31 protein-coding genes are annotated in these 25,388 nt (G+C 68.7%); 10 read left to right on the forward strand and 21 right to left on the reverse strand.

What is annotated here, in order from left to right:
- Nucleotide 1: 1 nt before the first annotated feature.
- From ACIA49_RS31210 to ACIA49_RS31220, 3 genes are read right to left on the reverse strand one after another with little or no spacing between them, the layout of a single operon-like run.
- A complete protein-coding gene (locus tag ACIA49_RS31210; protein ID WP_391541754.1) occupies nt 2-334 on the reverse strand; it encodes a small basic family protein in 333 nt (110 codons plus the stop codon).
- Nucleotides 331-1,170 (reverse strand): DUF881 domain-containing protein, encoded by an 840-nt coding sequence (locus ACIA49_RS31215; protein WP_396381297.1) that lies wholly within the window; start codon nt 1,168-1,170, stop codon nt 331-333. The genes ACIA49_RS31210 and ACIA49_RS31215 overlap by 4 nt, the downstream gene beginning before the upstream one ends.
- Nucleotides 1,171-1,173: 3 nt before the next feature.
- A complete protein-coding gene (locus ACIA49_RS31220; RefSeq protein ID WP_391541756.1) occupies nt 1,174-1,767 on the reverse strand; it encodes a CDP-alcohol phosphatidyltransferase family protein in 594 nt (197 codons plus the stop codon).
- Nucleotides 1,768-1,932: 165 nt separating this feature from the next.
- On the opposite strand from ACIA49_RS31220, the gene ACIA49_RS31225 reads away from it, so the two are divergent.
- Together ACIA49_RS31225 and ACIA49_RS31230 are read left to right on the forward strand one after the other, a co-directional pair.
- Nucleotides 1,933-2,304 (forward strand): YciI family protein, encoded by a 372-nt coding sequence (locus tag ACIA49_RS31225; RefSeq protein WP_396381298.1) that lies wholly within the window; start codon nt 1,933-1,935, stop codon nt 2,302-2,304.
- Nucleotides 2,301-3,500 carry an RNA polymerase sigma factor gene (locus tag ACIA49_RS31230; protein ID WP_396381300.1) on the forward strand — a complete coding sequence of 400 codons (1,200 nt, stop codon included), beginning with the start codon at nt 2,301-2,303 and terminating at the stop codon, nt 3,498-3,500. The genes ACIA49_RS31225 and ACIA49_RS31230 overlap by 4 nt, the downstream gene beginning before the upstream one ends.
- 5 nt (nt 3,501-3,505) lie before the next feature.
- Here the strand turns inward: ACIA49_RS31230 and ACIA49_RS31235 are convergent, their stop codons facing one another.
- A complete protein-coding gene (locus ACIA49_RS31235) occupies nt 3,506-5,026 on the reverse strand; it encodes a DNA polymerase Y family protein (protein WP_396381301.1) in 1,521 nt (506 codons plus the stop codon).
- Nucleotides 5,027-5,046: 20 nt separating this feature from the next.
- Nucleotides 5,047-5,760 (reverse strand): hypothetical protein, encoded by a 714-nt coding sequence (locus tag ACIA49_RS31240; protein WP_396381302.1) that lies wholly within the window; start codon nt 5,758-5,760, stop codon nt 5,047-5,049.
- A 75-nt stretch (nt 5,761-5,835) separates the two neighbouring features.
- On the opposite strand from ACIA49_RS31240, the gene ACIA49_RS31245 reads away from it, so the two are divergent.
- The 5 genes from ACIA49_RS31245 (at nt 5,836) to ACIA49_RS31265 (ending at nt 9,230) form a co-directional block, all read left to right on the forward strand.
- Nucleotides 5,836-6,363, forward strand: coding sequence for a hypothetical protein (locus tag ACIA49_RS31245; protein WP_396381303.1), 528 nt, complete (start codon nt 5,836-5,838; stop codon nt 6,361-6,363).
- Complete coding sequence (locus ACIA49_RS31250; protein ID WP_396381305.1) at nt 6,363-6,722, forward strand: hypothetical protein; 360 nt, start codon at nt 6,363-6,365, stop codon at nt 6,720-6,722. The genes ACIA49_RS31245 and ACIA49_RS31250 overlap by 1 nt, the downstream gene beginning before the upstream one ends.
- 285 nt (nt 6,723-7,007) lie before the next feature.
- The gene (locus ACIA49_RS31255; RefSeq protein WP_396381307.1) at nt 7,008-7,961 is read left to right on the forward strand and encodes an endonuclease domain-containing protein; all 954 of its coding nucleotides are present in this window, start codon (nt 7,008-7,010) and stop codon (nt 7,959-7,961) included.
- Between the two features lie 191 nt (nt 7,962-8,152).
- Nucleotides 8,153-8,617 carry a PPOX class F420-dependent oxidoreductase gene (locus ACIA49_RS31260; RefSeq protein WP_396381309.1) on the forward strand — a complete coding sequence of 155 codons (465 nt, stop codon included), beginning with the start codon at nt 8,153-8,155 and terminating at the stop codon, nt 8,615-8,617.
- 4 nt (nt 8,618-8,621) lie between these two features.
- Nucleotides 8,622-9,230, forward strand: a complete 609-nt coding sequence (locus ACIA49_RS31265; RefSeq protein WP_396381311.1) for an SMI1/KNR4 family protein — start codon at nt 8,622-8,624, stop codon at nt 9,228-9,230.
- An 8-nt stretch (nt 9,231-9,238) separates the two neighbouring features.
- Here the strand turns inward: ACIA49_RS31265 and ACIA49_RS31270 are convergent, their stop codons facing one another.
- The 14 genes from ACIA49_RS31270 to ACIA49_RS31335 all read right to left on the reverse strand — a co-directional run bounded on the left by ACIA49_RS31270 (nt 9,239) and on the right by ACIA49_RS31335 (nt 20,865).
- Nucleotides 9,239-9,622, reverse strand: a complete 384-nt coding sequence (locus ACIA49_RS31270) for a DUF1761 domain-containing protein (RefSeq protein ID WP_396381312.1) — start codon at nt 9,620-9,622, stop codon at nt 9,239-9,241.
- 81 nt (nt 9,623-9,703) lie between these two features.
- A complete protein-coding gene (locus tag ACIA49_RS31275) occupies nt 9,704-10,396 on the reverse strand; it encodes a GntR family transcriptional regulator (protein WP_396381314.1) in 693 nt (230 codons plus the stop codon).
- A 95-nt stretch (nt 10,397-10,491) separates the two neighbouring features.
- Entirely contained in the window at nt 10,492-11,451 is a 960-nt protein-coding gene (locus ACIA49_RS31280; protein ID WP_396381315.1) for an alcohol dehydrogenase catalytic domain-containing protein, read from the reverse strand.
- A gap of 52 nt (nt 11,452-11,503) precedes the next feature.
- On the reverse strand, nt 11,504-12,415 hold the full coding sequence (locus ACIA49_RS31285; RefSeq protein WP_396381317.1) for an amidohydrolase family protein: 912 nt from the start codon (nt 12,413-12,415) through the stop codon (nt 11,504-11,506).
- Nucleotides 12,405-12,797: a cupin domain-containing protein gene (locus ACIA49_RS31290; protein WP_396381319.1), complete on the reverse strand. Its 393-nt coding sequence runs from the start codon at nt 12,795-12,797 to the stop codon at nt 12,405-12,407. The genes ACIA49_RS31285 and ACIA49_RS31290 overlap by 11 nt, the downstream gene beginning before the upstream one ends.
- On the reverse strand, nt 12,798-14,381 hold the full coding sequence (locus ACIA49_RS31295; RefSeq protein WP_396381320.1) for an FAD-dependent monooxygenase: 1,584 nt from the start codon (nt 14,379-14,381) through the stop codon (nt 12,798-12,800).
- Nucleotides 14,378-15,109, reverse strand: a complete 732-nt coding sequence (locus ACIA49_RS31300; RefSeq protein WP_396381322.1) for an SDR family NAD(P)-dependent oxidoreductase — start codon at nt 15,107-15,109, stop codon at nt 14,378-14,380. Before ACIA49_RS31300 ends, ACIA49_RS31295 begins: the two co-directional genes overlap by 4 nt.
- Nucleotides 15,106-15,834: a GntR family transcriptional regulator gene (locus ACIA49_RS31305; RefSeq protein WP_396381323.1), complete on the reverse strand. Its 729-nt coding sequence runs from the start codon at nt 15,832-15,834 to the stop codon at nt 15,106-15,108. Before ACIA49_RS31305 ends, ACIA49_RS31300 begins: the two co-directional genes overlap by 4 nt.
- A complete protein-coding gene (locus ACIA49_RS31310; RefSeq protein WP_396381324.1) occupies nt 15,831-16,742 on the reverse strand; it encodes a fumarylacetoacetate hydrolase family protein in 912 nt (303 codons plus the stop codon). Before ACIA49_RS31310 ends, ACIA49_RS31305 begins: the two co-directional genes overlap by 4 nt.
- Nucleotide 16,743: 1 nt before the next feature.
- On the reverse strand, nt 16,744-17,178 hold the full coding sequence (locus tag ACIA49_RS31315) for a RidA family protein (RefSeq protein ID WP_396381326.1): 435 nt from the start codon (nt 17,176-17,178) through the stop codon (nt 16,744-16,746).
- On the reverse strand, nt 17,178-18,266 hold the full coding sequence (locus ACIA49_RS31320; RefSeq protein ID WP_396381328.1) for an Ldh family oxidoreductase: 1,089 nt from the start codon (nt 18,264-18,266) through the stop codon (nt 17,178-17,180). The genes ACIA49_RS31315 and ACIA49_RS31320 overlap by 1 nt, the downstream gene beginning before the upstream one ends.
- The gene (locus tag ACIA49_RS31325) at nt 18,263-19,042 is read right to left on the reverse strand and encodes an ABC transporter permease (RefSeq protein WP_396381330.1); all 780 of its coding nucleotides are present in this window, start codon (nt 19,040-19,042) and stop codon (nt 18,263-18,265) included. The genes ACIA49_RS31320 and ACIA49_RS31325 overlap by 4 nt, the downstream gene beginning before the upstream one ends.
- The gene (locus ACIA49_RS31330) at nt 19,039-19,848 is read right to left on the reverse strand and encodes an ABC transporter ATP-binding protein (RefSeq protein WP_396381332.1); all 810 of its coding nucleotides are present in this window, start codon (nt 19,846-19,848) and stop codon (nt 19,039-19,041) included. Before ACIA49_RS31330 ends, ACIA49_RS31325 begins: the two co-directional genes overlap by 4 nt.
- 6 nt (nt 19,849-19,854) lie before the next feature.
- Nucleotides 19,855-20,865: an ABC transporter substrate-binding protein gene (locus ACIA49_RS31335; protein WP_396381334.1), complete on the reverse strand. Its 1,011-nt coding sequence runs from the start codon at nt 20,863-20,865 to the stop codon at nt 19,855-19,857.
- Nucleotides 20,866-21,226: 361 nt separating this feature from the next.
- Here ACIA49_RS31335 and ACIA49_RS31340 point away from each other — a divergent pair, with 361 nt between their 5' ends.
- Both ACIA49_RS31340 and ACIA49_RS31345 read left to right on the forward strand, forming a co-directional pair.
- Nucleotides 21,227-22,489 carry a sensor histidine kinase gene (locus ACIA49_RS31340; protein ID WP_396381335.1) on the forward strand — a complete coding sequence of 421 codons (1,263 nt, stop codon included), beginning with the start codon at nt 21,227-21,229 and terminating at the stop codon, nt 22,487-22,489.
- Nucleotides 22,490-22,494: 5 nt separating this feature from the next.
- Nucleotides 22,495-23,151: a response regulator gene (locus ACIA49_RS31345; protein ID WP_396381620.1), complete on the forward strand. Its 657-nt coding sequence runs from the start codon at nt 22,495-22,497 to the stop codon at nt 23,149-23,151.
- A 3-nt stretch (nt 23,152-23,154) separates the two neighbouring features.
- Here ACIA49_RS31345 and ACIA49_RS31350 read toward each other — a convergent pair whose 3' ends face one another.
- On the reverse strand, nt 23,155-23,706 hold the full coding sequence (locus ACIA49_RS31350) for a MarR family winged helix-turn-helix transcriptional regulator (protein ID WP_396381336.1): 552 nt from the start codon (nt 23,704-23,706) through the stop codon (nt 23,155-23,157).
- Nucleotides 23,707-23,832: 126 nt separating this feature from the next.
- Here ACIA49_RS31350 and ACIA49_RS31355 point away from each other — a divergent pair, with 126 nt between their 5' ends.
- A complete protein-coding gene (locus ACIA49_RS31355; protein ID WP_396381338.1) occupies nt 23,833-24,501 on the forward strand; it encodes an FMN-dependent NADH-azoreductase in 669 nt (222 codons plus the stop codon).
- Between the two features lie 42 nt (nt 24,502-24,543).
- Here ACIA49_RS31355 and ACIA49_RS31360 read toward each other — a convergent pair whose 3' ends face one another.
- Nucleotides 24,544-25,380: a putative RNA methyltransferase gene (locus ACIA49_RS31360; protein ID WP_396381339.1), complete on the reverse strand. Its 837-nt coding sequence runs from the start codon at nt 25,378-25,380 to the stop codon at nt 24,544-24,546.
- Nucleotides 25,381-25,388: the final 8 nt, after the last annotated feature.

Below are 25,388 nucleotides of genomic sequence, written 5' to 3' on the forward strand. Positions count from 1 at the left end.
GTCAGGCCCGGAAGATGTGCCGGCGGATGGCCGCCATGTTGGTGAAGATCCGGATGCCCAGGACGACGACCACGCCGGTGGACAGCTGCGAGCCGACGCCGAGCTGGTCGCCCAGGTAGACGATCAGCGCCGCGATCAGCACGTTGGACACGAACGACACGACGAACACCTTGTCGTCGAAGATCCCGTCCAGGAACGCCCGCAGGGCGCCGAACACCGCGTCCAGCGCGGCGACCACCGCGATCGGCAGGTAGGGCTGCGCCCACTCCGGTACGTCGGGCGCCAGCAGCAGCCCGAGCACCACACCGATGACCAGTCCCAGTACGGCGATCATTTCCCGATCACCTTCGCGTATCGCAGCGCGATGGTCGCGTCCGCCGGCACCAGCAAGGAATCCTCCGTCGTGATCGTCTTCCGGACATCGAAGTTGCTGACCAGGTACTGCACCCACTGGCCCCCTGAGCTCTGTGCGAACCGGGCCTCGAGCGTCCCGGTGTCGCCGATCGCCAGCACCGTGTACGGCGGCGTCAGCGACACGTAGTCGACAGTGATCGCACTGCCCGCACTACGGATCGCGGTCATCGCGGTGAGCCGGTGACCGTTCACCGAAACCGCCTCCGCGCCGGCCGTCCACAGCCCGTTGACGAGCTGCTGGAGGTCGACGTCGAGCAGCCGGCCCTCCTTGTCCGCGTCCTTGGCGTCGTCGACGACGACCTTGAGTCCCGGGCCGGTGACCGCGACCGCCCCGGTCTGCAGCTCGAGATCGTCGAGCTGCTGCTGGAGCGCCGTACCGTCGCTGTCGCTGCCCAGTCCCTCGGCCTGCAGCCGACGGACCTCGTCGGCCAGCTGGGTCTGGTCGGTGCGCAGCCCGGACAGCCGGTCGTCGGCCTGGTTGATCCGGGTGATCAGCTCTTTGCGCTGCTTCTCCGCCTCCGGCGCGGCTTGGTAGTTCTGCGCCGCCGCGACCGCGAGCAGGAAGCCGAGCACCAGCGCCGCAACCGTCAGCATCACCCGGTGCCGCACCCGGGCCGGCTTGCCGTCCTGCTGCGGCCGGCTCCGGGCGGCAACGGCGTACCCCTCGTCGATCGGGTGCGCCATCAGGTTGTTCAGCAGCGACATCGACGCGTCGACACGCCGCGGCGGTGCTGGTTTGGTCGCGGGCTCGGTCACTGGCTACCGGGCCTTGTCGATCGGTTTCACTGTCTGGATCAAGTGCCGCAGCTGCTCGAAGTAGAGCACCCCGGCCCAGTAGTAGAGCGCCGTACCCCAGATGGCGAAGGCCCAGCCGAAGACGCGGGCCAGCAGGTTCAGCGTGCTGTCGCCGTCACCGAGCAGCAGCAACGGGAACGCGTAGAGCAGGCAGAAGGTCGCCGACTTGCCGAGGAAATGCACCGGCAGCGCGTTGAAGCCGCGGCGGTGCAGCGCCGGCAGCGTGAACGTGAGCAACAGGTCACGCAGTGGCAGCGCGATCGCCAGCCACCACGGGATGATGTCGCGCAGCGCCAGCCCGAGCACGGTGGCGAAGATGTACAGCCGGTCGGCCACCGGGTCGAGCATCTGCCCGAGCCGGGTGGTCTGGTTCATCCGCCGCGCGATCTGGCCGTCGGCCCAGTCCGTGAACCCGGAGATCGCCAGCACGAGCAACGCCCAGCCGTCCTCCTTGGGCCCCAGGATCAGCCACAGGAACAGCGGCACACCCAGCAACCTGAGGAAGCTGAGCGCGTTCGGGATCGTGAGCACCCGGTCGGACACTTCCAAGTCCGGCACGCGCCCCCTCCTCTCTCACCCCTTGGCTCTATCGTTTGGATAGGCGGTGGTAACTGTACTTGGGGCCATGCCCCGGGCCATGGCCGGACACCCTCTACACCTGAACGTCTCGGCGGGTCACCCGCTATGGGTGCGGCGAACCGGTAATCCGATCGATACTGGACCGTGTCCAAGTTCCTGGTACTCATCTACGGCAATCCGGAATCCCGCGCGGTGTGGGACGGCCTGAGCGACGAGCAGAAGCGTGAGGGCATGGCCGGGTACGCCGCCCTGCACGAGGCCCTGGCCGAACGCGACGAGCTCCTCGCCTCCGAGTCCTTGGCTCCCCCGGCCGCGACCAAGCAGGTGCTGGTCCGCGACGGCAAGCCCTTCACCACGGACGGTCCGTTCGCCGAGGTGAAAGAGCAGCTGGCCGGCTTCTATCTCCTCGACTGCGAGTCCATGGAGCGGGCGGCCGAGATCGTCGCGCTGATCCCGGAAGCGCCGTACAGCGTGGTCGAGGTGCGGCCGGTGCGCGACCTGTCGGCGTACCAGTGACTTCACTCGAGGAGGTACTGCGTGCGGAGGCGCCACGGGTGCTGAGTGCGCTGACGCGCCGGTACGGCGATTTCGACGCGTGCGAGGACGCTGTTCAGGAGGCGTTGCTCGCGGCATCGATGCAGTGGCCTTCCAGTGGCCTGCCGGACAATCCGCGGAGCTGGCTGATCACAGTCGCATCCCGGCGGCGGATCGAGGTGCTGCGGTCGGAGGCAGCTCGGGTACGGCGTGAGTCGGTGGCCGGCGAGGTGGCGCCTGACTCGGTGTCATCGGTCGACGACTCACTCACGCTGCTGATGCTGTGCTGTCACCCATCGCTGACTACGCAGTCGCAGGTCGCCCTCACCCTGCGCGCGGTCGGCGGCCTGACCACCGGCGAGATCGCCCGGGCGTTTCTGGTGCCGGAGGCAACCATCGGCCAGCGGATCAGCCGGGCGAAGGCCAAGCTGCAGGACGCCCGGTTCGCCCTGCCCCCGGCCGACGAGCTACCGGCCCGGCTGACCGCCGTACTGCATGTGCTCTATCTGATCTTCAACGAGGGCTACACCGCGTCCTCCGGGGAATCCCTGCACCGCGTCGAGCTCAGTACCGAGGCCATCCGGCTCACCCGGCAACTCCACGCGCAGCTACCAGCCGAAGGCGAGGTCGCCGGTCTGCTGGCGTTGATGCTCCTCACCGACGCCCGCCGCCCGGCCCGCACCACCCCCGACGGCCACCTCGTCCCCCTCCCCGACCAGGACCGCTCCCGCTGGAACCGCGAGTCCATTGCCGAGGGCACCGACCTGATCACCACCACCCTCACCACCGCCCCGGTCGGCCCCTACCAACTCCAGGCCGCCATCGCCGCCGTCCACGACCAAGCGTTGGAGGCTGACGCCACCGACTGGCGCCAGATCCTGATGCTCTACGAACTCCTCGAGTCCACCGCCCCCGGCCCCATGGTCACCCTCAACCGCATAGTCGCCGTAGCCATGGTCCACGGCCCCACCGCCGGCCTCGCCCTGCTGGACGACCTGGACCCCGCCCTCACCAACCACCACCGCGTCCCCGCCGTCCGAGCCCACCTCCTCGAACTAGCCGGCGACCCCCACGCCGCCCGCACCGCCTACCTCCAAGCCGCCCGCCAAACCCAAAGCACCCCCGAACAGCACTACCTCCAATCCCGCGCCGAAGCCCTGGCCAAACCGAGCGCCTGAGGAGGTCAGTCGTAGGTGGCTTGGAGGTGCCAGGTGTTGTGGCGGAGGGTGAAGAGCCAGGCGCGGGTGTCGGCGGTGACGAACTGGAAGCGGGCTTGGCGGGAGGTGGTGGTGGGGTCCCACCAGCGTTCTTCGGTGGTCCAGGGGCCGGCCCAGGCGGTGATGGGGTGGAGCTTGTTGCTGTCGGCTACGCGGCGGCCGGGGGCGAGGCGGAAGGCGGTGGGGGCGGCGGAGAGGTCGCCGCGGGCGGTGACGGAGACGTGGGTGCCGTCGGCGGCGTAGACCTGGGCGGGGAGGGGGTCGGGGAAGACGGTGGTGGGGGCGAGGGCGGTGATGGCGCCGGGCCAGGGCTGATCGGGGGCGTGCGCCGGGACCGGGCGGTCGCCCCAGGGGATGTGGGTCTGGCGTTCGGCGAAGCCGCGGCCGCCGCCGACCACCACTGAGACGACGGCGCCGTGGCCGAGCATGCTCTGGACACGCGTCAGCGCGCGGTGGATCCGCTCGTCCGGTCCGCCACCCCACAGGCCGTCGGCCTGGGAGCCGATCGGGTCCACCTGCTCGGGGATCAGGCGGAGCCGGGTGACCGGTGAGGTCAGCCCACTGGTCGCCGTACCGCTGCCTTGGAGTTGCCAGCGGACCCGGTCGACCACGTCCGCGGCGGTGAACCAGCGCGGGTGCAGCCACTCCCGCTCGTGGATCCGGCCGGACTCGGTGCCGACCTCGACCCGCAACGTCGTACAGACTCCGCCGAGCTCGGTCAGCCGGGCGACCAGCTCGTCGGCCACCGACCGGACCGCGAACGCCACTTGGTCGACCCGGTCCACCGGCGGCTCGAAGTCGAGCGTGCGGGTGAGCTCCGGCGGCACCTCCCTCGCGACCACTGGCCGGTCGTCCACCCCACGGGCGAGCCGGTGCGCGAAAGCGCCGTCCGGACCGAACCTGGTCAGCACCTCGGCGCTGGGCAACTGCGCGAACGCCCCCAGCGACCGCAGCCCGAGCCGGCGCAGCAGACCGGTGAGCGTCGGTTGCTCGAGTACGTCGACGCTGAGCGGTGCCAGGAATCCCGGCGACTCCCCCGGCGGCACCACCAGCACCCGCGTCTGCTCCGAGCTCGCCCGAGCCGCCTGCTCGGCCGCGAACGGACCGTCCGCAACCCCGATCCGCCCTCCTGGCACCTCGAACGTCTCGAGCCGGTCGAGCAACTTCTCCGCGGCCTTGGCCTCACTCCCGTAGAACCGCGCCGGCCCGCGCGCCTGCACCGCGCACATCCCCGGCCGGATCACCTGCACCCCCGGCGTCAGCGCCTCCAGACACTCGACCACCGGATCGAACGCCCGCGTATCCGTCACCGGGTCGTACTTCACCACCACCAGCTCCGGACACCGCGCCTGCGCCTCCCGGGCCCGCTGCCCCCGCCGCACCCCCTCCCGCCGAGCAGCCGCCGAAGTAGCCAGCACCTTCCCCTTCTCCAACACCGCCACAGCCCCGTCACCCACCCCGGCCGCCACCACAGGCCAGTCGGGCACCCAGACCACCATCACCCGCCTCACCCGACTGCTTCTTCCTGCCAACTCGGGGCGGTGGTGAGAGCTGGGGGTGTGATGGTGCGGAGGGTGCCGTCGGGGGCTGGGAGCCAGAGGTGGTGACGGGTTGGGGTGGTGCCGGCTCGGCGGGTGGTGACGGCGACCGTGGCTTGGCGGGCGGCGAGTAGCCCTTCGCCCTCACCGAGGCCGGTCCAGGTGTTGCTCTCGATCTCCAGCCGCGCCTCACTGCCCGGCCAGGAGCCAGAAGCGATCAGGAGCGCACCACGTGTCCGCAACCGAGCCGCCAGCCGGGACGCCTCCCCCGGCGTCACCTCACCGGGCGGCCGGACCACCACGACCGTGAGCGCGTCGACCAGCGCCGCCACCACACTGAGCCAGTCCGTCCCGGGGTCCGGCACCAGCACCAGCCGCTCCAGGTCGACCCCGAGCGCCCGCGCCGCCTCCGCGCCGAACGACGGCAGCCCGACCACCCCGCACCAGGCCCCCTCCGCGGACGGCCCCGCCATCAGCGCCATCACCAGCGCGGTCGACCCCTGCACCGAATACACCGCGCCACCGCGCAGCGGAGCACCCGCCAGCAGCTCGGAGACCACCGGCGACGTCGGCAACCCCCGGTCCACCGTCGCCGTGTCCAGCGCCTGCTGCACCCGTGCCTTCGTCCCCCGGGTCTTGGACAGGAAGGCACGAGCCTCGTCGAGCGCCGTGATCCCCGTCATGACCCCATGTTCGAACACCTGTTCGACTGTGTCAATCCGGTCGTCCGCAACCCCTCAGAACGCTAGGGTCCGATCATGCTCCGCGTCGACCACCCCCGCTTCCGCAGCGCGTTGCAGGAGGTTGAGAACAGCATCGACGCCGCCTGGCTCGCCCTCTGCGCCGAGTCCGACGTCACCCCCGGTACGCCGGAAGCCCGTGAACTGGCCGAGGTCGTCCTCCAGGACACCTCTGAGTTCGACTGGCGAGTCGTCGACGGCGCCCTCAAACAGTTGACGTGCAGCGAGTGCGGCTCCGGCCTGGGCGCCGGCCCGCTCGGATGCGCCGCCTGCGACCTCGCGAACGGCTTCCGCTTCGCCGCCCAGGAGACCGACCGTCCGGACGCCCAGTCCCGCAACGAACACGCCCTCCGCGTCTCCTCCGCCGTCGCCCGCACCCGGCACCGCTACTCCCCACGCGCCCGCGCCGGCTACGAGCTAGCGCTCCCAATGCTGCTGGCCGGCAAGATCCCCACCACTCCCCAAGCCCAGCGCGCCAAGGACCGGATCAACCAGCTCACCGACGACCAACTGGACCAACTGATCCCCTGCGACGGAGACCTCTGATGGACACCCTGTACGACGCCGTAGTCCGCCACCACGACACCCTCGCCGCCTGGCTGAGTGGCCAAGGCGGTCCAGAGCTCCTGGACCAGTTCCGCACCGCCCACCACCCGGACTTCACCCTCATCACCGTCGACGGCGCCAAAGTCACCCTCGACGAACTCATCGGCGGACTCGCCACCGCCCACAACGCCGTACCGGGCCTGAAGATCACCATCGACCAGTTCGAGGTCCTCACCCAGTCCGGCACCACCGCCGTCTGCCGATTCCTGGAACAACACTCCATCGGCACAGCCCGCCGAACCACCGCCGTACTCACCGGCTCCCACTGGCTCGCCGTCCACGAAACCCCGGTCCTCTGACCAACCCTCAGCAGCACTCCCGCCCACCGAAGCCCCCCTCCTCGCCACTGAAGCCACCGTGCCCCGCGACCGAAGCCACCGTGCGAGTGTGAGGAGTCAGCTGCCGAGTGCGAGGACCAGGGTGTCGGCAAGGGCTTTCCGGCGACTCGGTCGTCACACTCGCTGAAGCCGTCCTGGGTGGCACGGTGGCTTCGGTGGCAGAGAACGACGCAGGGTGGCTTCAGTGGAGGACCTAGCTGTGGATAACTCACGGGGGGCAAGCCGTCGTTCCGGCATCGTGGGGTGATGGAATACATCGGTCGCGGGTTCCTGCCTCGTCGCAGGATGGACCTGCTCAGTACGGGAGTCACGCGGGCACAACTCGAATCGGGATCCTGGGTCTCGCCGCATTTCGGATATCACCGGTCCACGCAGGTCAGGGATCCCATCAGGCAGCGCATTCTGGATGCGGTCGCAGTCATGCCGTACGGCGGTGTCCTGGGTGGCTGGGCCTCCGCTTACCTGCAGGGTGTGACGACTCTGGACGGTGGCTGGGGATCGGCCGTCGCCGGGCAGGGCCGGCTCGGTGAGCCCGTGCTGGTGGCGATTCCGCCGAACAGCGTGGTGAATCGTTCCGGCATCCGGTCCTTGCGCGCAGCTTTGGGCTCCGAGGACGTCACGGAGGTGGCCGGCATCCGGTGCACCGTCGGCGTCCGGACGGCGTACGACCTGATGCGTTTTGCTCCAGACCTGACCGAGGCAGTGGTTGCAGGCGATTGCCTCATCCACGCCGGGCTCGCGGATCCGGCGGCGATCGCAGCATATGAAGCCGCACACTCACGGCGTCGCGGTGTCCGCCAGTTACGTGAGGCGATCCCGCTGCTCAACGGGCGAGCAGCTTCACCACCCGAGTCACGGCTGCGGATGATCTGCCGCGCCGCGGGCCTGACGCAGCTCCTCGTCAACGCGCCGGTCCACGATCTCGACGGGAGATTCCTCGGAATCGTCGACCTGCTGGAGGCTGTCGCCGGTCTTGCTCTCGAGTACGACGGCGAATACCACTGGGAGCTCGGCCAGCAAACCAGGGACAACCACCGTGAAGAGAATCTCGAACGCAGCGGTCTGACCGTACTTCGAGTCACCGCTCTGGACCTGCGGAACCCGTCTGGCCTGATCACTCGCATCCAAGCGGCCCACAGCGCCTGCCTGGCCAGTGCCCTCACATCTCGCCGCTGGCTCCACCACCCCCGCGTCGCCTGACCTCCCACACGCACTCGCCGACTCGAGTGTGACGACCATGCCGCCGGAAAACCCTTACCGGCGACCAATTCCCCACACTCGCCCGGCGACTCCTCACACTCGCACGGTGGCTTCGATCGCCGCGCACGGTGGCTTCGGTGGGCGCGCACGGTGCTTCGGTGGGCGAGGGAGTGACGGAATAAGGTGCAGGCATGGCTCGGACTATTGCTACGAACACGAAGGTTGATCTTGAGGGGTTGCTGGAGTTTGTGCGGCCTCGTCATCACATGCTGCTGATCACCACGCGGGCAGACGGTACGCCGCAGGCGTCGCCGGTGTCGGGTGGAGTGGACGAGCAGGGACGGATCGTCATCTCGTCGTACCCGGGGCGCGCGAAGAGCACCAACGTCGAGCGCAACCCGCAGACGAGTGTCGTCGTGCTCTCTGACGAGTGGAACGGCGCCTGGGTACAGGTGGACGGCGAGGGCGAGGTCATCAAGCTCCTGGACGCAGTGGAACCCCTCGTCGACTACTACCGCTCCATCTCCGGTGAGCACCCGGACTGGGACGAGTACCGCGAGGCGATGCGTGCCCAAGGCAAGTGCCTCATCCGCATCACCCCCACCCGCTGGAGCCCACTAGCCACCGGCGGCTTCCCCGCCCACCTCGCCGACTGACCACGTGAGCGTTGCCACGTCGTGGGACCGGATCGTCGGGTGGCTTGCCGCCAACCACCCGGCGACAGTGCCTCACATCAACCCACCGGCAACTGCAGTCGACCTGCGTTATCTCCAGGCCGCGATGAACCGTCCGCTCCCGACCGACCTGGTCGAGTACCTGCAGATCGCCGACGGGACCAACCACCGCTACGTAGGGGGTTACCTGATCCCGCCGTTCTACAACCTCCTTCCGATCATGGACATGCTGTCAGCGCGGAAGATTCATCAGGAGATTCGGCACCGGATCGACGGCACCGGGCCGTGGGCAAGTGAGAGCGAACCGGCCGGGCAGCGGCCGACGAACTGGCTCGACAGCTTCCTTCCCGTCGCAGGTGCCTATGACGGCGGTCTCCTGTTCGTCGATCTGCGCGATGGTGACCAGTTCGGGTGCATCTCGGAGTGGGACGAGGGTGTGATGGAGCCACCGCCACGCTGGAGCGGGGTCGGCGAGATGCTCGACGAGGTTGCGAGTGCGTTGGTCGACGGACACCCGGCACCTACGAAGTACCACTCGCCGGACCTGCCGCAGGTGAACGACGGCTACCTACGGTGGGGCGACGTACCTGCCTGAGGGGTGGGTCAGCGGAACAGGCCGACTACGACGCTGATCACTAGGAGCTTTAAGAGCCAGTCGCCGGCGTGGATGGCGGCTAGGCGCCAGTTGACGTTGTCCCAGATGACAGAGCCGGTCAGGAGGACGAAGGGGAAGCCGAGGAAGAGGGCTAGGCCGAGCAGGAGTACCTTGCCCACGCTGTCGGCTGAGAGGTGGGCGGCGAGGCCTGCGACGAGTGAGGCGACCAGGGCGCTGCGGAGCAGCTCCAGGGCGGCCTTCCAGGGGGCGGGGCGTTCGTCGGCCGCGGTGGGGAGGTGGGCTTTGCGTTGGGCGGCGAAGGCGACGTACCAGATGCTGCTGACGACGAAGACTGCGATGGCCGAGACGGCGATGGCTAGGGCGAGCTTCACTGTGGTTCTCCTGGTCTAGGTGGTGCGTTTGACCAGAGGTAGAGGCTCGCCCGGCGATTTCGACATCGCTGCCTGAAATCGTCAGGTTCTGTTGGTACGGCGTTCCATGGTTTCGGTGATGCGTTTCATGGCGCCCTCGAGGTGGTCGCGGAGGGCGGTTTCGGCGCCGGCCTCGTCGTGGGCGGTGCAGGCGTCGAGGATGGCTTGGTGTTCGCGGCGGGTTTGTTCGATGCGCGCCTTCGTCTGGCGGGAGCCGAAGCGGTAGCGCTCGCTGTTCTGCCAGACGGGTTCGATGGCGCGTGGGAGCCAGCGGGAGCCGCCGGCGCGGTAGATCGCGAAGTGGAACTCGGTGTGCGCCTGGCGGGAGGCGATGTTGTCGCCGAGCTTGGAGAGGCGGACGTGCTCGGCCAGCGCCGTGCGGGCGGCGGCGGCGTCGGCGTCGGTGAAGCGGGTGGCAGCGGCGCGGACGGCGAGGGACTCCAGGGCCAGGCGGGTCTGGTGGGTGTCGCGGAGGTCCTCGACGGACAGTTCGCGGACCCAGGCGCCCTTGTGCGGCACGATCTCGACCAGTCCGAGGGCGGCCATCCGGCGGAGCCCTTCGCGGATCGGCATCTGGCTCATGTCGAGCCGTTTGGCGAGCTCCTCGAGCCGGAGCGCCGTGCCGCTGGGGAGCTCACCGGACAGGATGAGCTCGTGCAGTTCGGCGGCAGCTTCCTCGGCGAGAGTACGACGGCCGGTCGGTCCACCGGGCGTGAGCTCGAGTCGTCGGGTCATTGGGCGCGGGCTGCCTCTCTCCTCCACACAGAACAGCTCTGGGAGGTAACCGTACGGCAGGCAAGGCCGTCACCGCGCCTCCACCAACAGATTGCTCAGCTCGAAGTTCCGCCAAGGGCCGTCAGGTCGAGCAAAATCCGTGCACCGGAAGCGGATCTGTCCAGCACTTCACTGATCCGGCTGGCCGGCAACAGGTCGACTTCCGGCCGCAGCCGCGCCGGTGCGATGTCCGCCAGCGCCTGTCCGACCGCACCGGGTTCGAGCGTCGTCCGCTGCACGTTGACCGGCAGCACTCGCAGGTCGCGACCGATCAGCTGATGCAGATCGAGTGTTGTGAACTCACCAGTCTTGTAACCCAGTAGGGCGATTCGCCCGCCCGGTGTGATGTGCCCGAGCACCCCGCTGGTCACCGGCCCGCCCAGAGTGTCGACCGCGAGGTCACACCACGACAGGTCCCGACCGACCTGACCCAGCTCGTCCACGCGAACGATCTGGTCGACCAGATCCCCCACCAGCGCTACGGACTCGCTGACTCCGGCCAACCCGATCACTCGCGCCGCACCGGCCGACCGAGCGACCGCTGCGCACAACCGCGCGACCAGTCCGGTAATGCCGGTGACGACAACCGTCTCTCCGGCCAGAACCTGACCAACTCGCCGTACGGCGGTGTGTGCCGTCAACGCCGGTGTCAGCAACGCCAGTGCAGTCGCCGGCTCCATCGACGCCGGCACCGCGTGCACAGCAGCATCCGGTACGACGGCGTACCGTCCCCACAGTCCGGGCCGGGTCACACCGATCCCCTCACCACGCAGCACGACCCCAGCACCGGTCTCGGCGACCGACGAGCTGATCACTACGCCGTAACCCTCAGAGCCTGGCGTGAAGGGCGCATCCGGCTGCTTGCCGCCCAGCACTGCCCGGTCCTGCGACGTCACCGCGGCCAACCGCATCTCGACCAGAGTCTCGCCCGGACCGGCGGTCAACGAGATCTCCTCGACCGCCAGCTCCGGCCCAGGTCCGTGACTGCGCAGCGCAGTCCCCTCCTGTGACCTCATCCGTCCCCCATTTGATATCTGATCACGACAACATTCACAAGAAACCGCCACCTCACCGGGCCGAGACCTCCCTGGCCAGTGGCGCGGTCAGCTCCCCAGCAGTCACCGCACGCTCGCCCACCACCTCGTCACTACCCATCGGGAACGGCCAGTCGCTGCCGGCCAGCACGTGGGCGGCGCCGAACGTCCGGACGAGCAGCTGCAGCATGGCCTCGTCGTGCACGAGGTCGTCGACGTAGAAGCTGCGGATCGCCTCGGTCACCGGCATCGAGAGCGGCTCGATCCCCGGCCGGGCTGTCTCCAGCCCGCGCTGCCACCGTCCGGCCACCGCCGCCGTCACCCCTCCCCCATGACACAAACAGAACCTGATCCCCTGGAACCTGCCCGGCACATCCGCGAAGACCAGCGACGCCGCGGCCAGCCCGGTCTCGTATGGATTCCCCAAGAGGTTCGACAGATAGAACGAGCGGAGCCGCTTGTCGTCACTGTGTCCCGGATGAATCAGCGTGAAGGCCTCCAGCTCGTGCAGCACCTGCCACACCGCATCCAGCCCCGTGTAGTCCGGCGTACCGAGGGCGAACCCGCTGAAGACTCCCTCACGCGCCAGCCCAGCAGCCACGGCCGGAGCGGCCGGATCCAGCAGCGGCAACTGGCCGAGCACCCGCAGCTGCGGAGTGGCGAGCTCCCGCAGCCCCTGGTTCACTAACTCGGCCCACTCGACGCCAGCGTCGTACCTGAAGAGCGCGGGCGGTACCGAGACCACTGCGCCTTCCAGGTCCTGGTCTGCGATCCACTGCAGTAGCGCAGCCGGGTCCGCCAGCCGCTTGAGCGGCAGCCGTTGTCCGTCGACCACCAACGAGCCGCTGTCGACGGACAGCCCATACTCACCCCGGTACGCCGCCGTGAGGACGGTCGGCGGTATCAGGTGTGTGTGGACGTCCCAGCCCGGCATGTCAGCGCGCATCCTCGTCGTTGTCGTAGAACTCCGGCCGCTCCGGATAGTGCGGACCGTCGTACACCTCCAGCAGCACCGACGTCTCCTCAGCGAGCGTCGGCCCGTGCACGCAGCCCTTGGGGTTCCAGTAGAAGCTGCCCTTGGTCAGCGTCACTCCCGTCGGCACGTACACGTACCGTCCGCTCAGGCAGAACATGAACTGATTCGACGCATGCTGATGCGACGACGGGATCCCGGTCCCCTGCTCGAAGCGCACCAGCGCGATCGACGCCTCGGTCTCCGGGTCACGCCACAACATCTTGTGCGACAGCCCGTCCAAGGACTTCTCGACCCACTCCAGGTCATCGGTCTGCACCAACAGCTCACGCAATGGTTCGTCGAAGGAAGCCACTCAGCTCTCCTCTCGCGGCACAGGTCGGCCAGTGACCCGCGTGTACAGCTCCGCGGCCACACCAGGCCGCAGCGGCTCCACAGCCGCCACATGTCCATCCGGACGCAGCAGTACGACGCTTTCCGCCGGTACGCCGTACCTGTTCGTGGCAACGCTTCCCGGATCGAACAGCGACCTGTCACGCAGCCCGGAGTCGTGAGGCGCATCCCAGCGAGACACCGCGTAGTGGCGCAGCGCAGGTGAGTCGTTGACCGGAATCTCCGGCCGCCGCCGCACGTCAGTGAAGTACAGCGCCACAAACGAATCCCGAACCAACTCATGCACGGTCACCCGACCAGCCGGCCCCTGCAGCGCCAGGTCCGGCGCCCGATCACCAGCCCGTACGGCGAGTGGCACAGCCGTCGTGGCCACCATCGACCAGTCACCCACGCCGTCCACGTCCAACCGCACACTGAGCAGGGTCCGCGTGTACGCCGTCGCCCAGTCACTCGTGCCAGCAGTCACCGCACCACGTTGGTGGGACATGTACTTCCGGGCAGCCTCGGCCATCTCACCGGACCCGTTGACCGCCACTGGTCGCTGCTCCTGCTCGTACCCGTCCAACAGCGAAGGATCGGCCCAGCCACGCAGTACCCAGGCCAGCCGCCACGGCAGGTTCGACGCGTCGAGTGCACCAGTGTTCAGACCCAGTGCCCACATCGGCGTGATCAGGTGCGCCGCATCACCCATCAGGAACACCTTGCGATCGACGGTCCACTTCTCCGCGACCCGGTGGTGCACGTTGTAGATGACTGTCCCGAGCAGCTCGATCCGGTCGACCTCACCGATGAACTGCTTCACCTTCACCAGCAGGTCCTCGTCACCCGGCGTCTCCGCCCCCGCCGCGAGCGGGAACAGGAACCGCCAGTTGTCCGGCTGCCGGATCAGCACCATCCACTCGGTGCGGTCCGCGAAGTACGCGAGGTACGGGTAGTCGCGCGCGTTGTCGACGTCCAGATCGACCGCGACATCGATCAGCATGTACCGCTCGGGCAGCGTCTCGCCCACCACCGGCACACCAAGCGCGTCACGCACCTTGCTGCGCCCACCGTCACACGCCAGCAGCTGTGCGGCCTCCAGCGTCTGCGGACCGTCCGGCGTCTCCACCTGCAGCACCACCCGGTCGTCCAGCACCTCGAACGACGTCACCCGGTGCTGCAACCGGACCGTGTGCCCGGCGCGCTCCAGGGCGGCCGCGAGGATCGGCTCCATCCGCTGCTGCGGCAGGTTGATCACGAACGGGAACTGGGTGTCGTTCACCAGCTCGGCCAGCCGCACCGACGCCCGCGGCGTGTTGGTGGCCCGGTCGATGTCACCGATCTCGTCGATCCGGACAGCGGCGTTCAGGATCTCCTCGACCGCGCCGTACCGGTTCCAGATCTCGAGGGTCCGGCTGAGCGTCGTACCGGCCTTGGTGTCCGACGACAGCGTGGCGTCCTCTTCGAGGAGCAGGAACGGTACGCCGTAATGGGCGAGACCGAGAGCCGTGGTCAGACCGATCGGTCCGGCCCCCACGACGACGACAGGCAGCTGGTCAGCAGTCAAAGGTCACTCCCTGGAAGACGCACGGAATACGCACGCTCCCGGGTCAGCGTCGACCCGGTCATCGTGGCCGCATCGGACAACAGGAACAGCAACGGGCCGACCACGTCCTCGGGGTCGCCGATCCCTATCGTCTCCCGCCAGTGCTCCCGGTCCGCGCTCTGGTTCGCACTGCGGAACTGTTCCGTGTCGATCACGCCTGGCGCCAGGACGTTCACCCGCACCCGGTCCGGGGCGACCTCAGCCGCCAGCGTCTTCGCGAACGCGACCACTCCGGCCTTGCTCGTCGCGTACGCCGATGCGCCCGGAAAGCCCGTCGCAGCCATCCCCGAGGTGAACATCACGACTGACCCGGACCGCTGCGCGACCATGTGCGGTACGACGGCCTGACACGCCCACACCACGCCGTCCAGGTTCACCTGGAGCGTGTGAGTCCACTCGGCCGGGTCCAGCTCCAGAACGGACGACCGCGGCTGCACCGCCGCACCGACGACCAGTCCGTCGATGCGTCCATAGTCAGCGACCACTCCAGCGACTGCGCGGCTCACAGCCTCCCGGTCGGCCACATCCACCTCAACAAACACGACCGCCGGATCAGCCGGTCGCACCACGTCGAAGACCACAGCAGTTCCGCCGTACGACGTGATCGCTGCCGCCAACGCCGCGCCGATGCCCTGAGCGCCACCGGTGATCACGACGACCACTCCGGTCGCGTCAAAGGTCACCTTCACGGCGTCTCCTTCTGCTGAGGCGGACTGTGCTGGCTTCCCTCGGCCCGCCTCGTCATGGTGTCCGTGATCCGCTGGAACGCACCAGCCAGATGGTCATGCAATGCCGTCTCAGCACCGTCAACATCCCGCGCAGCGCACGCGTCGAGGATCGCCTGGTGCTCAGCCCGGTTCTGCTCGATCATCGCCGCGGTCTGCCGGCTGCCGAACCGGTAGCGCTCGCTGTTCTGCCAGACGGGCTCGATCGCCCGCGGCAACCACTGCGACCCGCTGGCCCGGTAGATGGCGAAGTGGAACTCCGCATGCGCGTCCCGAGCCCCAGCAAGGTCCTGTGCCTGCGACAACCGGAGGTGGTCAGCCAGCGCGGTCGCAGCATTCTCCGCATCGGTTTCGGTGAACCGCTCCGCAGCGGCCCGCACCGCGAGCGACTCCAGCGCCAGCCGCGTCTCGTGCGTATCCCGCAGGTCCTCCAAGGACAGGTCACGCACCCACGCACCACGGTGCGGGATGATCTCGACCAGCCCGAGCGCCTCCAGCCGCCGGAGCCCCTCCCGGACCGGCATCTGGCTCATCTCGAGCCGGTTGGCCAACTCCACGAGCCGCAACGGCGTACCGCTGGGCAGCTCACCGGACAGGATCAGCTGGTGCAGCTCTGCAGCCGCATGCTCAGCCAGAGTCCGGCGACCACTCCGGCCACCACCAGTCAGAAGCTCCAACGGCCCGTTCATACCCGTCCTCGCTTCGCTACGGCCGGCCATGAACTTGGTTCGCTCTGCTTATTTGTGAACTCGCTTCGCTCGCTCACCAGCACCACCCGATTCCGCAGTTCACCGAGCTTGTCGGCGCGAGTGACCACTACGTCGCCGTCCTGCAAGAACACCTGTGGCTCACGGGCGTTGCCGATGCCCGCCGGCGTTCCGGTCAGCAGCAGGTCGCCCGGCCGCAGAGTCATCCCGAACGACAGCTCACTGATCAGCGTGGCCACGTCGAACGCCATCTGCCGCGTCGACGCGTCCTGCCGCACCTCACCGTTCACCAAACACTGCAACTGCACATCCTGTGGGTCGCCCAACTCCTCGGCCGTCACGATCCACGGGCCGAGCGGCATGGTGTTGTCGATGCTCTTGCCCTTCAGCCACTGACCGCCGTGGGCCCGTTGCAGGTCCCGTTGCGACACGTCGTTGGCCAAGGTGTAGCCCCAGACATACGACAGCGCGTCCGCGACCGGGATGTTCCGGCCGGTCTTGCCGATCACCAGCGCCAGCTCGGCCTCGTAATCCCACTTGGACGAGATGGCCGGGTCCCACGCGATGTCGTCGTACGGGCCGATCACCACATCCGGCCCCTTGGTGAAGAACGTCGGATGCAACGGCCGCTCGACGTCCTGCCCCTCGCGCTTGCCCTTGCTCTCCTCGAAGTGGTCCCAGTAGTTCCACCCCGTACAGAGGATGTCCCGCCGGAACCTGCGCAACGGCGGCCGCAGCAGCCCAGGTGAGTAAGGGATCTTCACCCCCGAGAGCTCGGCACCGTCAACGATCACCGCGGTGAGATCTGTTGCCACCAGCAACAGAACCGAGTCACCGTCGAGGACGCCGGGGCGCTCGGACCCGTCGTACCAGACCATCACGTACCGCATCTCAGGTCCACTCGACGCCGCGCATGGAATCACCTCCAGTAGGGCCTATCACCGCGATCGCATTGATCTCGATCAGGTAGTCCGGGTGCGCCAGCTTGCTGACCTCGACCATCGTCGAGGCGGGCAACGGTTCGCTGAAGAACTCCGCGCGGACCTCGTGGATCTTCGCGAAGTCCTCCATGTTGCGGACGAACACGTCGACCCGGCAGACGTCGGCGAGAATTCCACCGGCCGCGCGAACCGCGGTGGCGACGTTCTCGCACACCTGCCGGGTCTGCTCGCGGATGTCGCCGACGCCGGCGATGCTGCCGTCCGGGCGGCGCGCGGTCATCCCGGAGACGAACACCAGCCGCCCGGTCGCCGCGACCGTGGTCGCCTGGGAGAACACGCCGTTCGGGCTGTGCAGTTCGGTCGTGGAGACCTGAGTCTTCGCCATCAGTTCAGTACCCCTCCGGCCGGGATGACGGCGCCGACCGCATGTGCGGCCGCCAGGAGTCCGTCCAGTCCCGACCTCTCGATCAGTACGCCGTTGCGCCGTTGGTGAGCCGCGCGTTCCGCCTCGATCTCACCCGGCAGATACAGCCGGTCCACCCCCGGAGCGGTCGCGCTGCCGCGGACCCGGGCCGCCAGCCCGGATGACCGGCTCCGGAAGCTCTCGGCTCCACCGAGCAGCTCCGGGTCGATCGCGAGAAACAGGTGGGCACAGTCGTTCGGCTGGTCCGGCTCCCGGTACAGCGGGCGGACCTGGTCACCCCAGCCGCCACCACTGAGCACTCCGGTCAGTACGTCGATCATCAGCGCCAGCCCGAATCCCTTGTGCCCGGCGGCCGGCAGCAGCATGCCGAGCACGGCCTCCTCCGGATCCGTGGTCGGGGTCCCGGACGGGTCGGTGGCCCAGGTGTCCGGGATCGGCCGGCCGGCCGACGCCGCGAGCCGGATCTTGCCCAGGGCAACGGCCGACAACGCCATGTCGAGCACGATCTCGACCCCCGAAGCGGTCGGTACGGCGATCGCCAGCGGATTGTTGCCGACGATCCGCTCGGCCCCACCCGGCGCCGGCATCAACGGTGTCGTGTTCGACATCGCGATCCCGACGCAACCGGCCTGGGCGGCCTGCATGGCCCACCGGCTGGCCGCGCCGAAGTGATGCGCGTTCCGCACCGAGACCAGGCCGATGCCGTACCGGCCGGCGCGTTCGATCGCCTGTCCCATCGCCTGCGGGCTGGACAACTGGCCCATCCCGCCGCGGGCATCCACGACCAGCGCGGCACCGGCGTCGGACAGGACGTCGAGCTCGCGCTCGCGAGTGACCCCACCGGCGTTCAGGCGATCGACGTACATCGGCACGAGCATGACGCCGTGCGAGCTGACCCCGCGCAGGTCCGCCTCGACCAGGGCGACCGCGATCGAGGCCGCGTCGTCCGGTTCGAAACCGACCGCGCTGAAGACGGCCGAGACGGTTGCCTCCAGCCACGACGGCCGGACCAGGACGCGGCGGTCGGCGTCCGATGCCTGGGTGGTCACCGGGTCTCCTGTGCCCAGGGCAGCAGCAGATGTTCCAGCAGCACCAGACCGTAGAAAAGAATCAGGCTCATGACACTGAGCAGAGTGATCGAGGCGAAGGCCAGCGCGGTGTCCGCACTCGCCCCGGACTGCTGGATCAGGTAGCCGAGGCCTTGCGTGGCACCGACGAACTCACCGATCACCGAGCCGATCACGGCCAGCGAGATCGCCACCTTGAGCCCGGTGAAGATCTGCGGCATCGCATGCCAGAGCCGGAGCTTGAAGAACTCCTGGCTCCGGCTCGCGTTCAGCGACCGCAGCAGCTCGACCAGCTCCGCCGGGGTCGACTTCATCCCCTGCGCGGTCGAGATCACGATCGGGAAGAAGCACATCAGCAGCACCATCAGGACCTTCGGGCCCTGGCCGAAGCCCATCCACACCACCAGCAGCGGGGCGATGGCCACCTTCGGGATCGCGTTCACCATCAGCAGCAACGGGTAGACGAGCCGCTCGAGAATCGCCGACCGGACGATCAGCAGCGCGATCGGCACGCCGATCACGATCGCGAGCAGGAACCCTTCGATCGTCTCCAGCAGCGACACCAGGGCCGCCTGCAGCAGGATCGCCGGGTCCGCCACGAACCTGGCCAGGACGTCACCCGGGCTGGGGACCAGGAACTCCGGGATCGTGAAGACGATCGTGGCCAGCCACCACAGCACGATCACCGCGATCAGACCGGTGACCGGCAGCAGGATGGCCGCGGCCCGGGAGTCGGTCCACCACGACTTCCTCGTCATCGCGGCCACACCTCGTCGACCAGCCGCTCGGCGACCGGCGGCGTCTTGTCCGCGAGCAACGCGTGCAACCGCGCGCTGATCCGGGCGACGTCCTCCAGATGCGCGTGCTGACCGAGGCTGCGGGGCCGCGGGATGTCGATGTCGACCACATCGCGCAGACGCCCCGGCCGCGGCGACAGCACGACCGCGCGGTCAGCCAGTACGACGGCCTCGTCGATCGAGTGCGTGACGAACACGATCGTGGTCGACAGCTCCATCTTGATCCGCTGCAGTTCCTCGGACAGCTCGGTGCGGGTGAGCGCGTCGAGCGCGGAGAACGGCTCGTCCATCAGCATCACCTTCGGGTCGCGGATCAGCGACCGGCACAGTGACACCCGCTGCTGCATGCCGCCGGACAGCTCGTGCGGCAACCGCCGTTCGAACCCCTGCAGCCCGACCAGTTCGAGGAGTTCCTGCGCCCGGTCCTGGTACGCCGCTTTGTCGCGGGCACCGGTTGATCGATCCAGCTCCACCGGCAGCAGCACGTTGGACAGCACCGACCGCCACGGCAGCAGGGCCGAGCGCTGGAACATGAACGCGACGTCCGGGCGCGGTCCGGTGACCGGCTCGCCCGCCACCTGGACCGTGCCCGACGTCGGTGACAACAGTCCCGCGATCAGCCGGAGCAGGGTGGACTTGCCACACCCGGACCGGCCGATCAGCGTGACGAACTCACCGGCGTGGACGTGCAGGTCGATCTTCTCCAGGGCCGTGACCGGGCCCTCGCGTCCGTCGAAGACCTGCCCCACACCGTCCAGCCGGATCATCGATGACTAGCCCTTCGGCGCCAGATCGACGGTGACCACGTCGGCCGGCTTGAGCGCACCCTTGGTGAGCTGCTGGGCGTCGACGATGGTGTCGATGACCTTCTGCACCCGGTCGGTGTCGACCGCGCCGAGCGGAACGTCCTTCACCACCGAGTAGTCCTTCATCAGGTTCAGTTCCTCGGTGGCCACCCCGACATCGGTCGTCGGCACGTACTTCTTCAGCGTCTCCGCCGCGGCCGCCGGGTCCTTCATCGCGTCGTCCAGGCCCTTGAGCAGGGCCGCGGTGAACTTCTTCACCTGGTCCGGGTGCTCCTTGGCGACATCGGCACGGGCCAGGATCGCGTTGCCGTACAACTGCGGCAGTGCGTCGCCGTACGGCAGCATGATCGCCTTGCGCCCGTCCTTGTCCGCCTTCTCGATCAGCGGCTTGCCGACCACGAACTGGCCGATGGCGTCGACCTTCTTGCTCGTGAGCAGCGCCGGCAGTGCCGGCGGCGGTGACGCGACGAAGTTGACCTTGCCGGGGTCGATGTTGACCGCCTTGGCCCAGACCGGGAACATCACCTGGTTGGTCGAGCCCGGCTGGTCACCGACGCTCTTGCCGACCAGGTCCGACGGCTTGGTGATGCCCATGCCCTCGAGCGTCATCAGGCCTGCCATCGACTTCTGATGGATCATGCCCACGGTGGTGACGGGCATCTTCTGCTTGCCGAGGGTGATCACGATCGCGGTGAAGTCACCGATGCCGTAGTCGGCCTGCCCCCCGGCCACCTGCTTCATCACGTCGACCGTCCCGCTGCCCGGGGTGATCTTGACGTCGAACCCGGCGTCCTTGAAATACCCCTTGTCCAGCGCGACGTACGCGTAGGCCTCGCGGCCGAACTGACCGAAGGAGGTCTGGTAACTGACCTTCTGCAGCCCGCTGTCCGTGCCCTTGTCGTCCCCGCTGTTGCACGCGCTGACCAGGGCGAGCCCCAGGACCGCCGTCAGCGCGACGACGGAACGCCTCAACCTCATATCGACCTCTCTCATCCGATATTTGATCAAACATCAAATATGGAAAGGTGGTCAATCGGCCCCCAGGGACTTCACAGTGACTTTACCTGCCCGTTCCGCACTGTGCTTCCCGCGGTTCCCGCTGTGCCACCAGTCCTGGAGCCGTTCCCCTCGGCCTGACCCTTCCCGGTCAGTCCTCCCGCCCCGACCACAGACCGTACCCGCACCGACAGCAGATCGCGACGGCAACGAGGTGCCGATCCGCGACTTCGGCATCAAATTTACGTAAACCCTCAACCTCTTGTGATTCCGAGCACTTCTGCCCGGCACCTTCACTCCGCCGAGGGAGGTCCGGACCCCTGGGGTTTGACACCATGGGCAGGTGATCACCGCGCTCAGGTCCCTCGGCCGGGCGTCGACGTACCTGCGCTGGATCTATCTGCTGATCGGCGCCGCCCTGGTGCTGGCCGTGCTGCTGGTCGGCAGCGCGGTCGGCGCGCTCACCCACGAAATGCGGCTGCCGGGCCCCGCGAGTGTGGTGCTGCTGGCGCTGCTCGGCGTCGCGCCGCCGCTCGCGATCGGGTTGCTGCCCGCGGTGCGGGAGGTCGAGGGCATCGCGGTGTCGTCGCTGCTCGGGGTGAAGTTCGAGGAGCGACCGCTCGGCCCGGCACGGACCTGGGCGCAGCGCCGCCGGACCGCCGCCTGGCTGACTCTGCATCTGGTGATGGGTGGTCTGGTCGGCATTCTCAGCACCGTCGTCTTCGGGGCCGGGCCGGTGTTGCTTGCGGCCCCGTTCCGCGCGCAGGGTTCGCGAGAGCTGGTGCCGGGGATCGACTACGACGTCACCGGGACCTGGACCGACGCGTGGATGCCGCTCGCCTTCGTGGCCTCGCTGGTCGGTCTGTTCCTGATCTCGTCGGCCGTCGGCGCGCTGCTCGCCTACCTCGCACCCCGCATCCTCGGACCGACCGCGGCCGAGCGGATCGAACTGCTCGAACGCCGTACAGCGACCCTTGCCGAACGCAACCGTCTTGCCCGCGAACTGCACGACAGCGTCGGTCATGCGCTCAGCCTGGTCACCATCCAGGCGGCGGCCGCACGGCGGGTGCTGGCCAGCGATCCCGAGTTCGCCGAGACGGCCCTCGGCGCGATCGAGACCTCGGCGAGGTCGGCGCTGGCCGACCTCGACCACGTGCTCGGCCTGCTGCGCGACGACCGGCGCCCGGGTTCCGCCACCGCACCGCAGGCGACCCTCGCCGATCTCGACCGGCTGGTGGACGCCACCCGGGCCGGCGGGATCACGGTCACGATCGAGCGCTCCGGGGCGCTCGACCGGCTGCCCTCGACGGTCTCGCGGGAGGCGTACCGCATCCTCCAGGAGGGGCTCACCAACGCGATCCGGCACGCCGGCCACCCGGACGACCAGCTGACCGTGGCCCTGGAGATCCGGCTCGACACATCGGGGCTCCGTCTGACAGTGACCAACCCGGTGACCGGCGAATCGGCCAATGCGGGCGGTGGCCGGGGACTGGCCGGCATTCGTGAAAGAGTCGCCGTACTACGGGGCGCGGTCGCGGCCGGGCGGGACGACCAGGACTGGCGGCTGACCGTGAGCCTGCCGGTCGCCGTGACGACGAAGGGATGACGGACGTGACGCTGTCCGTGGTGGTGGTCGACGACGAGCCGCTGATCCGCAGTGGGCTGCGCGCGATCATCAACGCCGAGCCCGACCTGACCGTGGTCGGCGAGGCCGCCGACGGCGCCGAGGTTCTGCCGGTGGTCCGCCGGACGCGCCCCGACGTCGTACTGATGGACGTCCGGATGCCCGCCGTGGACGGCATCCAGGCCACCCGGTTGCTGCTCGACAGCCTCGATCCGGCACCGCGCGTGCTCGTCGTGACCACCTTCGAGAACGACGACTACGTGTACGACGCTCTGCGGGCCGGCGCGTCGGGATTCCTGCTGAAGCGGACCCCGCCGGACGACATCATCGCCGCGATCCGCACTGTCGCGGGGAGCGAGTCGCTGCTGTTCCCAGAGGCGATCCGGGCGCTCGCGCTCGCCCACGTGGGTGCGCAGTCGACGCGTCCGAGCGGGCTCGGCGAGTACCAGTTGACCGACCGCGAGCAGGAGGTCCTGCGGCTGATGGCGCGTGGACTGTCGAACGCGGAGATCGCGGCCGAGCTCATCCTCGGGTTGCAGACCGTCAAGACCCACGTGGCGAACGTGCTCGCGAAGCTGAACGCCCGCGACCGCACCCAGGCGGTCATCAAGGCCTATGAATCAGGCTTCGTGCCGCTGCACTGATCGCTAGGTCGTTGCCGGGTCGACATTCTCGTCGGCCAGTGCACAGGCGTTGTGCAGCGGGTCCAGCGCGTCCGCCTTCAGCGCGACGCGCCGCAGCAGCGTCCGGAAGCTCGACCGCTCGTCCTCGTCCAGCATGCCGAGCACCTCGTCCTCGGTGGCCGTCAGCCGGCGCTCCAGGTCGCAGAGGGTGATCTTGCCCTGCTCGGTCGGCACGATCAGCCGGGCCCGGCGGTCGGCCGGATCGGGCTGGCGCTGCACGAGTCCGGCGCCCTCCAGGTCGTCGAGCAGGTACGTCATCACGGTCCGGTCGACGCCGAGCTGCGCGGCCAGATCGAGCTGCCGCTTCGGTCCCTCGGAGTTCACCGTCGCGATCACCTGGTAGCCGCGCGGCCCGCCCGGTACGTCGCCGAGCGCGGCACCGGAGGCCTTCGCGTAGCGGCGGAACACGACGCCGAGCGCCCAGCCGAGATCCGTCTCGACCGGCGCACCACTGGCCACGCGTGGCGCTACGCCACGGGCCGTCTTGGCTCCCACATCCGCCGAAGTGCTGGTCACGAAACCCAGTCTACGTGGTCTACGCCACCCGGAATACGATCTGACTTGAATATGTTCTGTCTAGCAGACTATCTTCGGAACAGCTCGAATCGAGCAGCCCCACCGAACCCTCAGGAGAGACCGACTATGACCACCTTGCTCCGCGTCGACGCCAGCGTCCGCCTGCACGGATCCGTGAGCCGCGCGCTGGCCGACAGCGCCGAGGCCGCCTGGAAGGCCGAGCACCCCGACGGCGTCGTCGTCCGCCGCGACCTCGGCCGCGACCCGCTCCCGGCCACGGCCTGGCCGGCCATCGCCCGGATGGCGGTCGGCGAGAACCCGGAAACCGACGCCGAACGCGACCAGCTGACCGAGGCCCTCGCGCTGGTCCAGGAGATCAGCTCGGAGGTCAAGAACGCCGACGCGATCCTGCTCGCCGTACCGCTGTACAACTACGGCATCCCGCAGCACGTGAAGGTGTGGATCGACCTGTTCCTCACCGACGAGCCCTACCTGCGCGGGGTGAACCCGCTGGTCGGCCGGCCGATCATCTTCACGCTGGCCCGCGGTGGCGGCTACGCCCCCGGTACGCCGAAGCACGGCTGGGACCACTCGACGCCGTACCTGGAGCGCATCTTCGGTGACGTCCTCGGGATGAAGATCCGTACGGCGGCCGCCGAGCTCACCCTGGCCCCGGTCACGCCCGCGATGGCAGACCTGATCGACGCCTCCAAGGTGTCCGAGACCGAGGCGCACGCCACCGCCGAGGAGCACGGCAACGTAGTCGCCAAGGAGCTCGTCGCCAACGCTGCCTGACCATCTAGGCCCTGATGAGATGCCGTGCTAGCCGGCATCGACTCAGAAGGGCTTCCAGGTTGTCAGCGTGACCGAGAGCGTGACGAGCGCCGGCTCGGGCAGGACGGCGATCCGGTCCGCGAGCTCGTACGGCGCGATGTGCCGCGCACTCGGCGTCATCAGCACCAGCTGTTCCACCGCATTGCGATCGAGCCGCATCGGCTCCTCGATCAGCGTGCGGCCCGTCTCGGCGAAGGTCCCACCGAGCGCGTCCTGGAGGCGCCGCTCCTTGTCCTCGTCGACCGACACCATCCCCAGTACGCCGACCAGCTCGGCCAGGTGCTCCGGGTTCGGTGTCACTACCAGCAGCACACCGCCTGGCTTGAGGATTCGAGCCATCTCGGTGGCATTGCGCGGAGCGAACACGTTCAGCACCACCTGGGCGGCGCCGTCTACCACGGGCAGCTCGCGCCAGGCGTCACACACCACCGAGCCGATGCGCGGATCCACTTTGGCCGCTCGGCGAGCGGCGTACCGGGAGACGTCGAGCGCGAGCCCGCGTCGCGATCGGCCGGCGACGCCCGCGAGGTAGTAGCCCGTCCCCGCTCCGACCTCGACCACCAGTTCGTCGCTGTCGGGCTGGAGGTACTCGGCCGCGCGCAGGATCAGCGCGTCCCGGATCGGCGCGTAGTGACCGCCGCCCAGGAAGACCGTCCGGGCGCCGATCATCGCGGCCGAGTCGCCCTCGATCCCATTCGATGCCGAAGGCAACAGATTGAGGTAACCCTGCTTCGCCAGGTCGTACGCGTGCCCATGCGCACAGCCCGCCGTCCGGCCGGTCAGTGCCAGCCCCTCGGCACAGACCGGACAGCGCAGCACGGCGACCAGATCGGGATCCACCCGCCTAT

It is taken from the genome of Kribbella sp. NPDC051587 (assembly GCF_044453945.1).
GTDB lineage: Bacteria > Actinomycetota > Actinomycetes > Propionibacteriales > Kribbellaceae > Kribbella.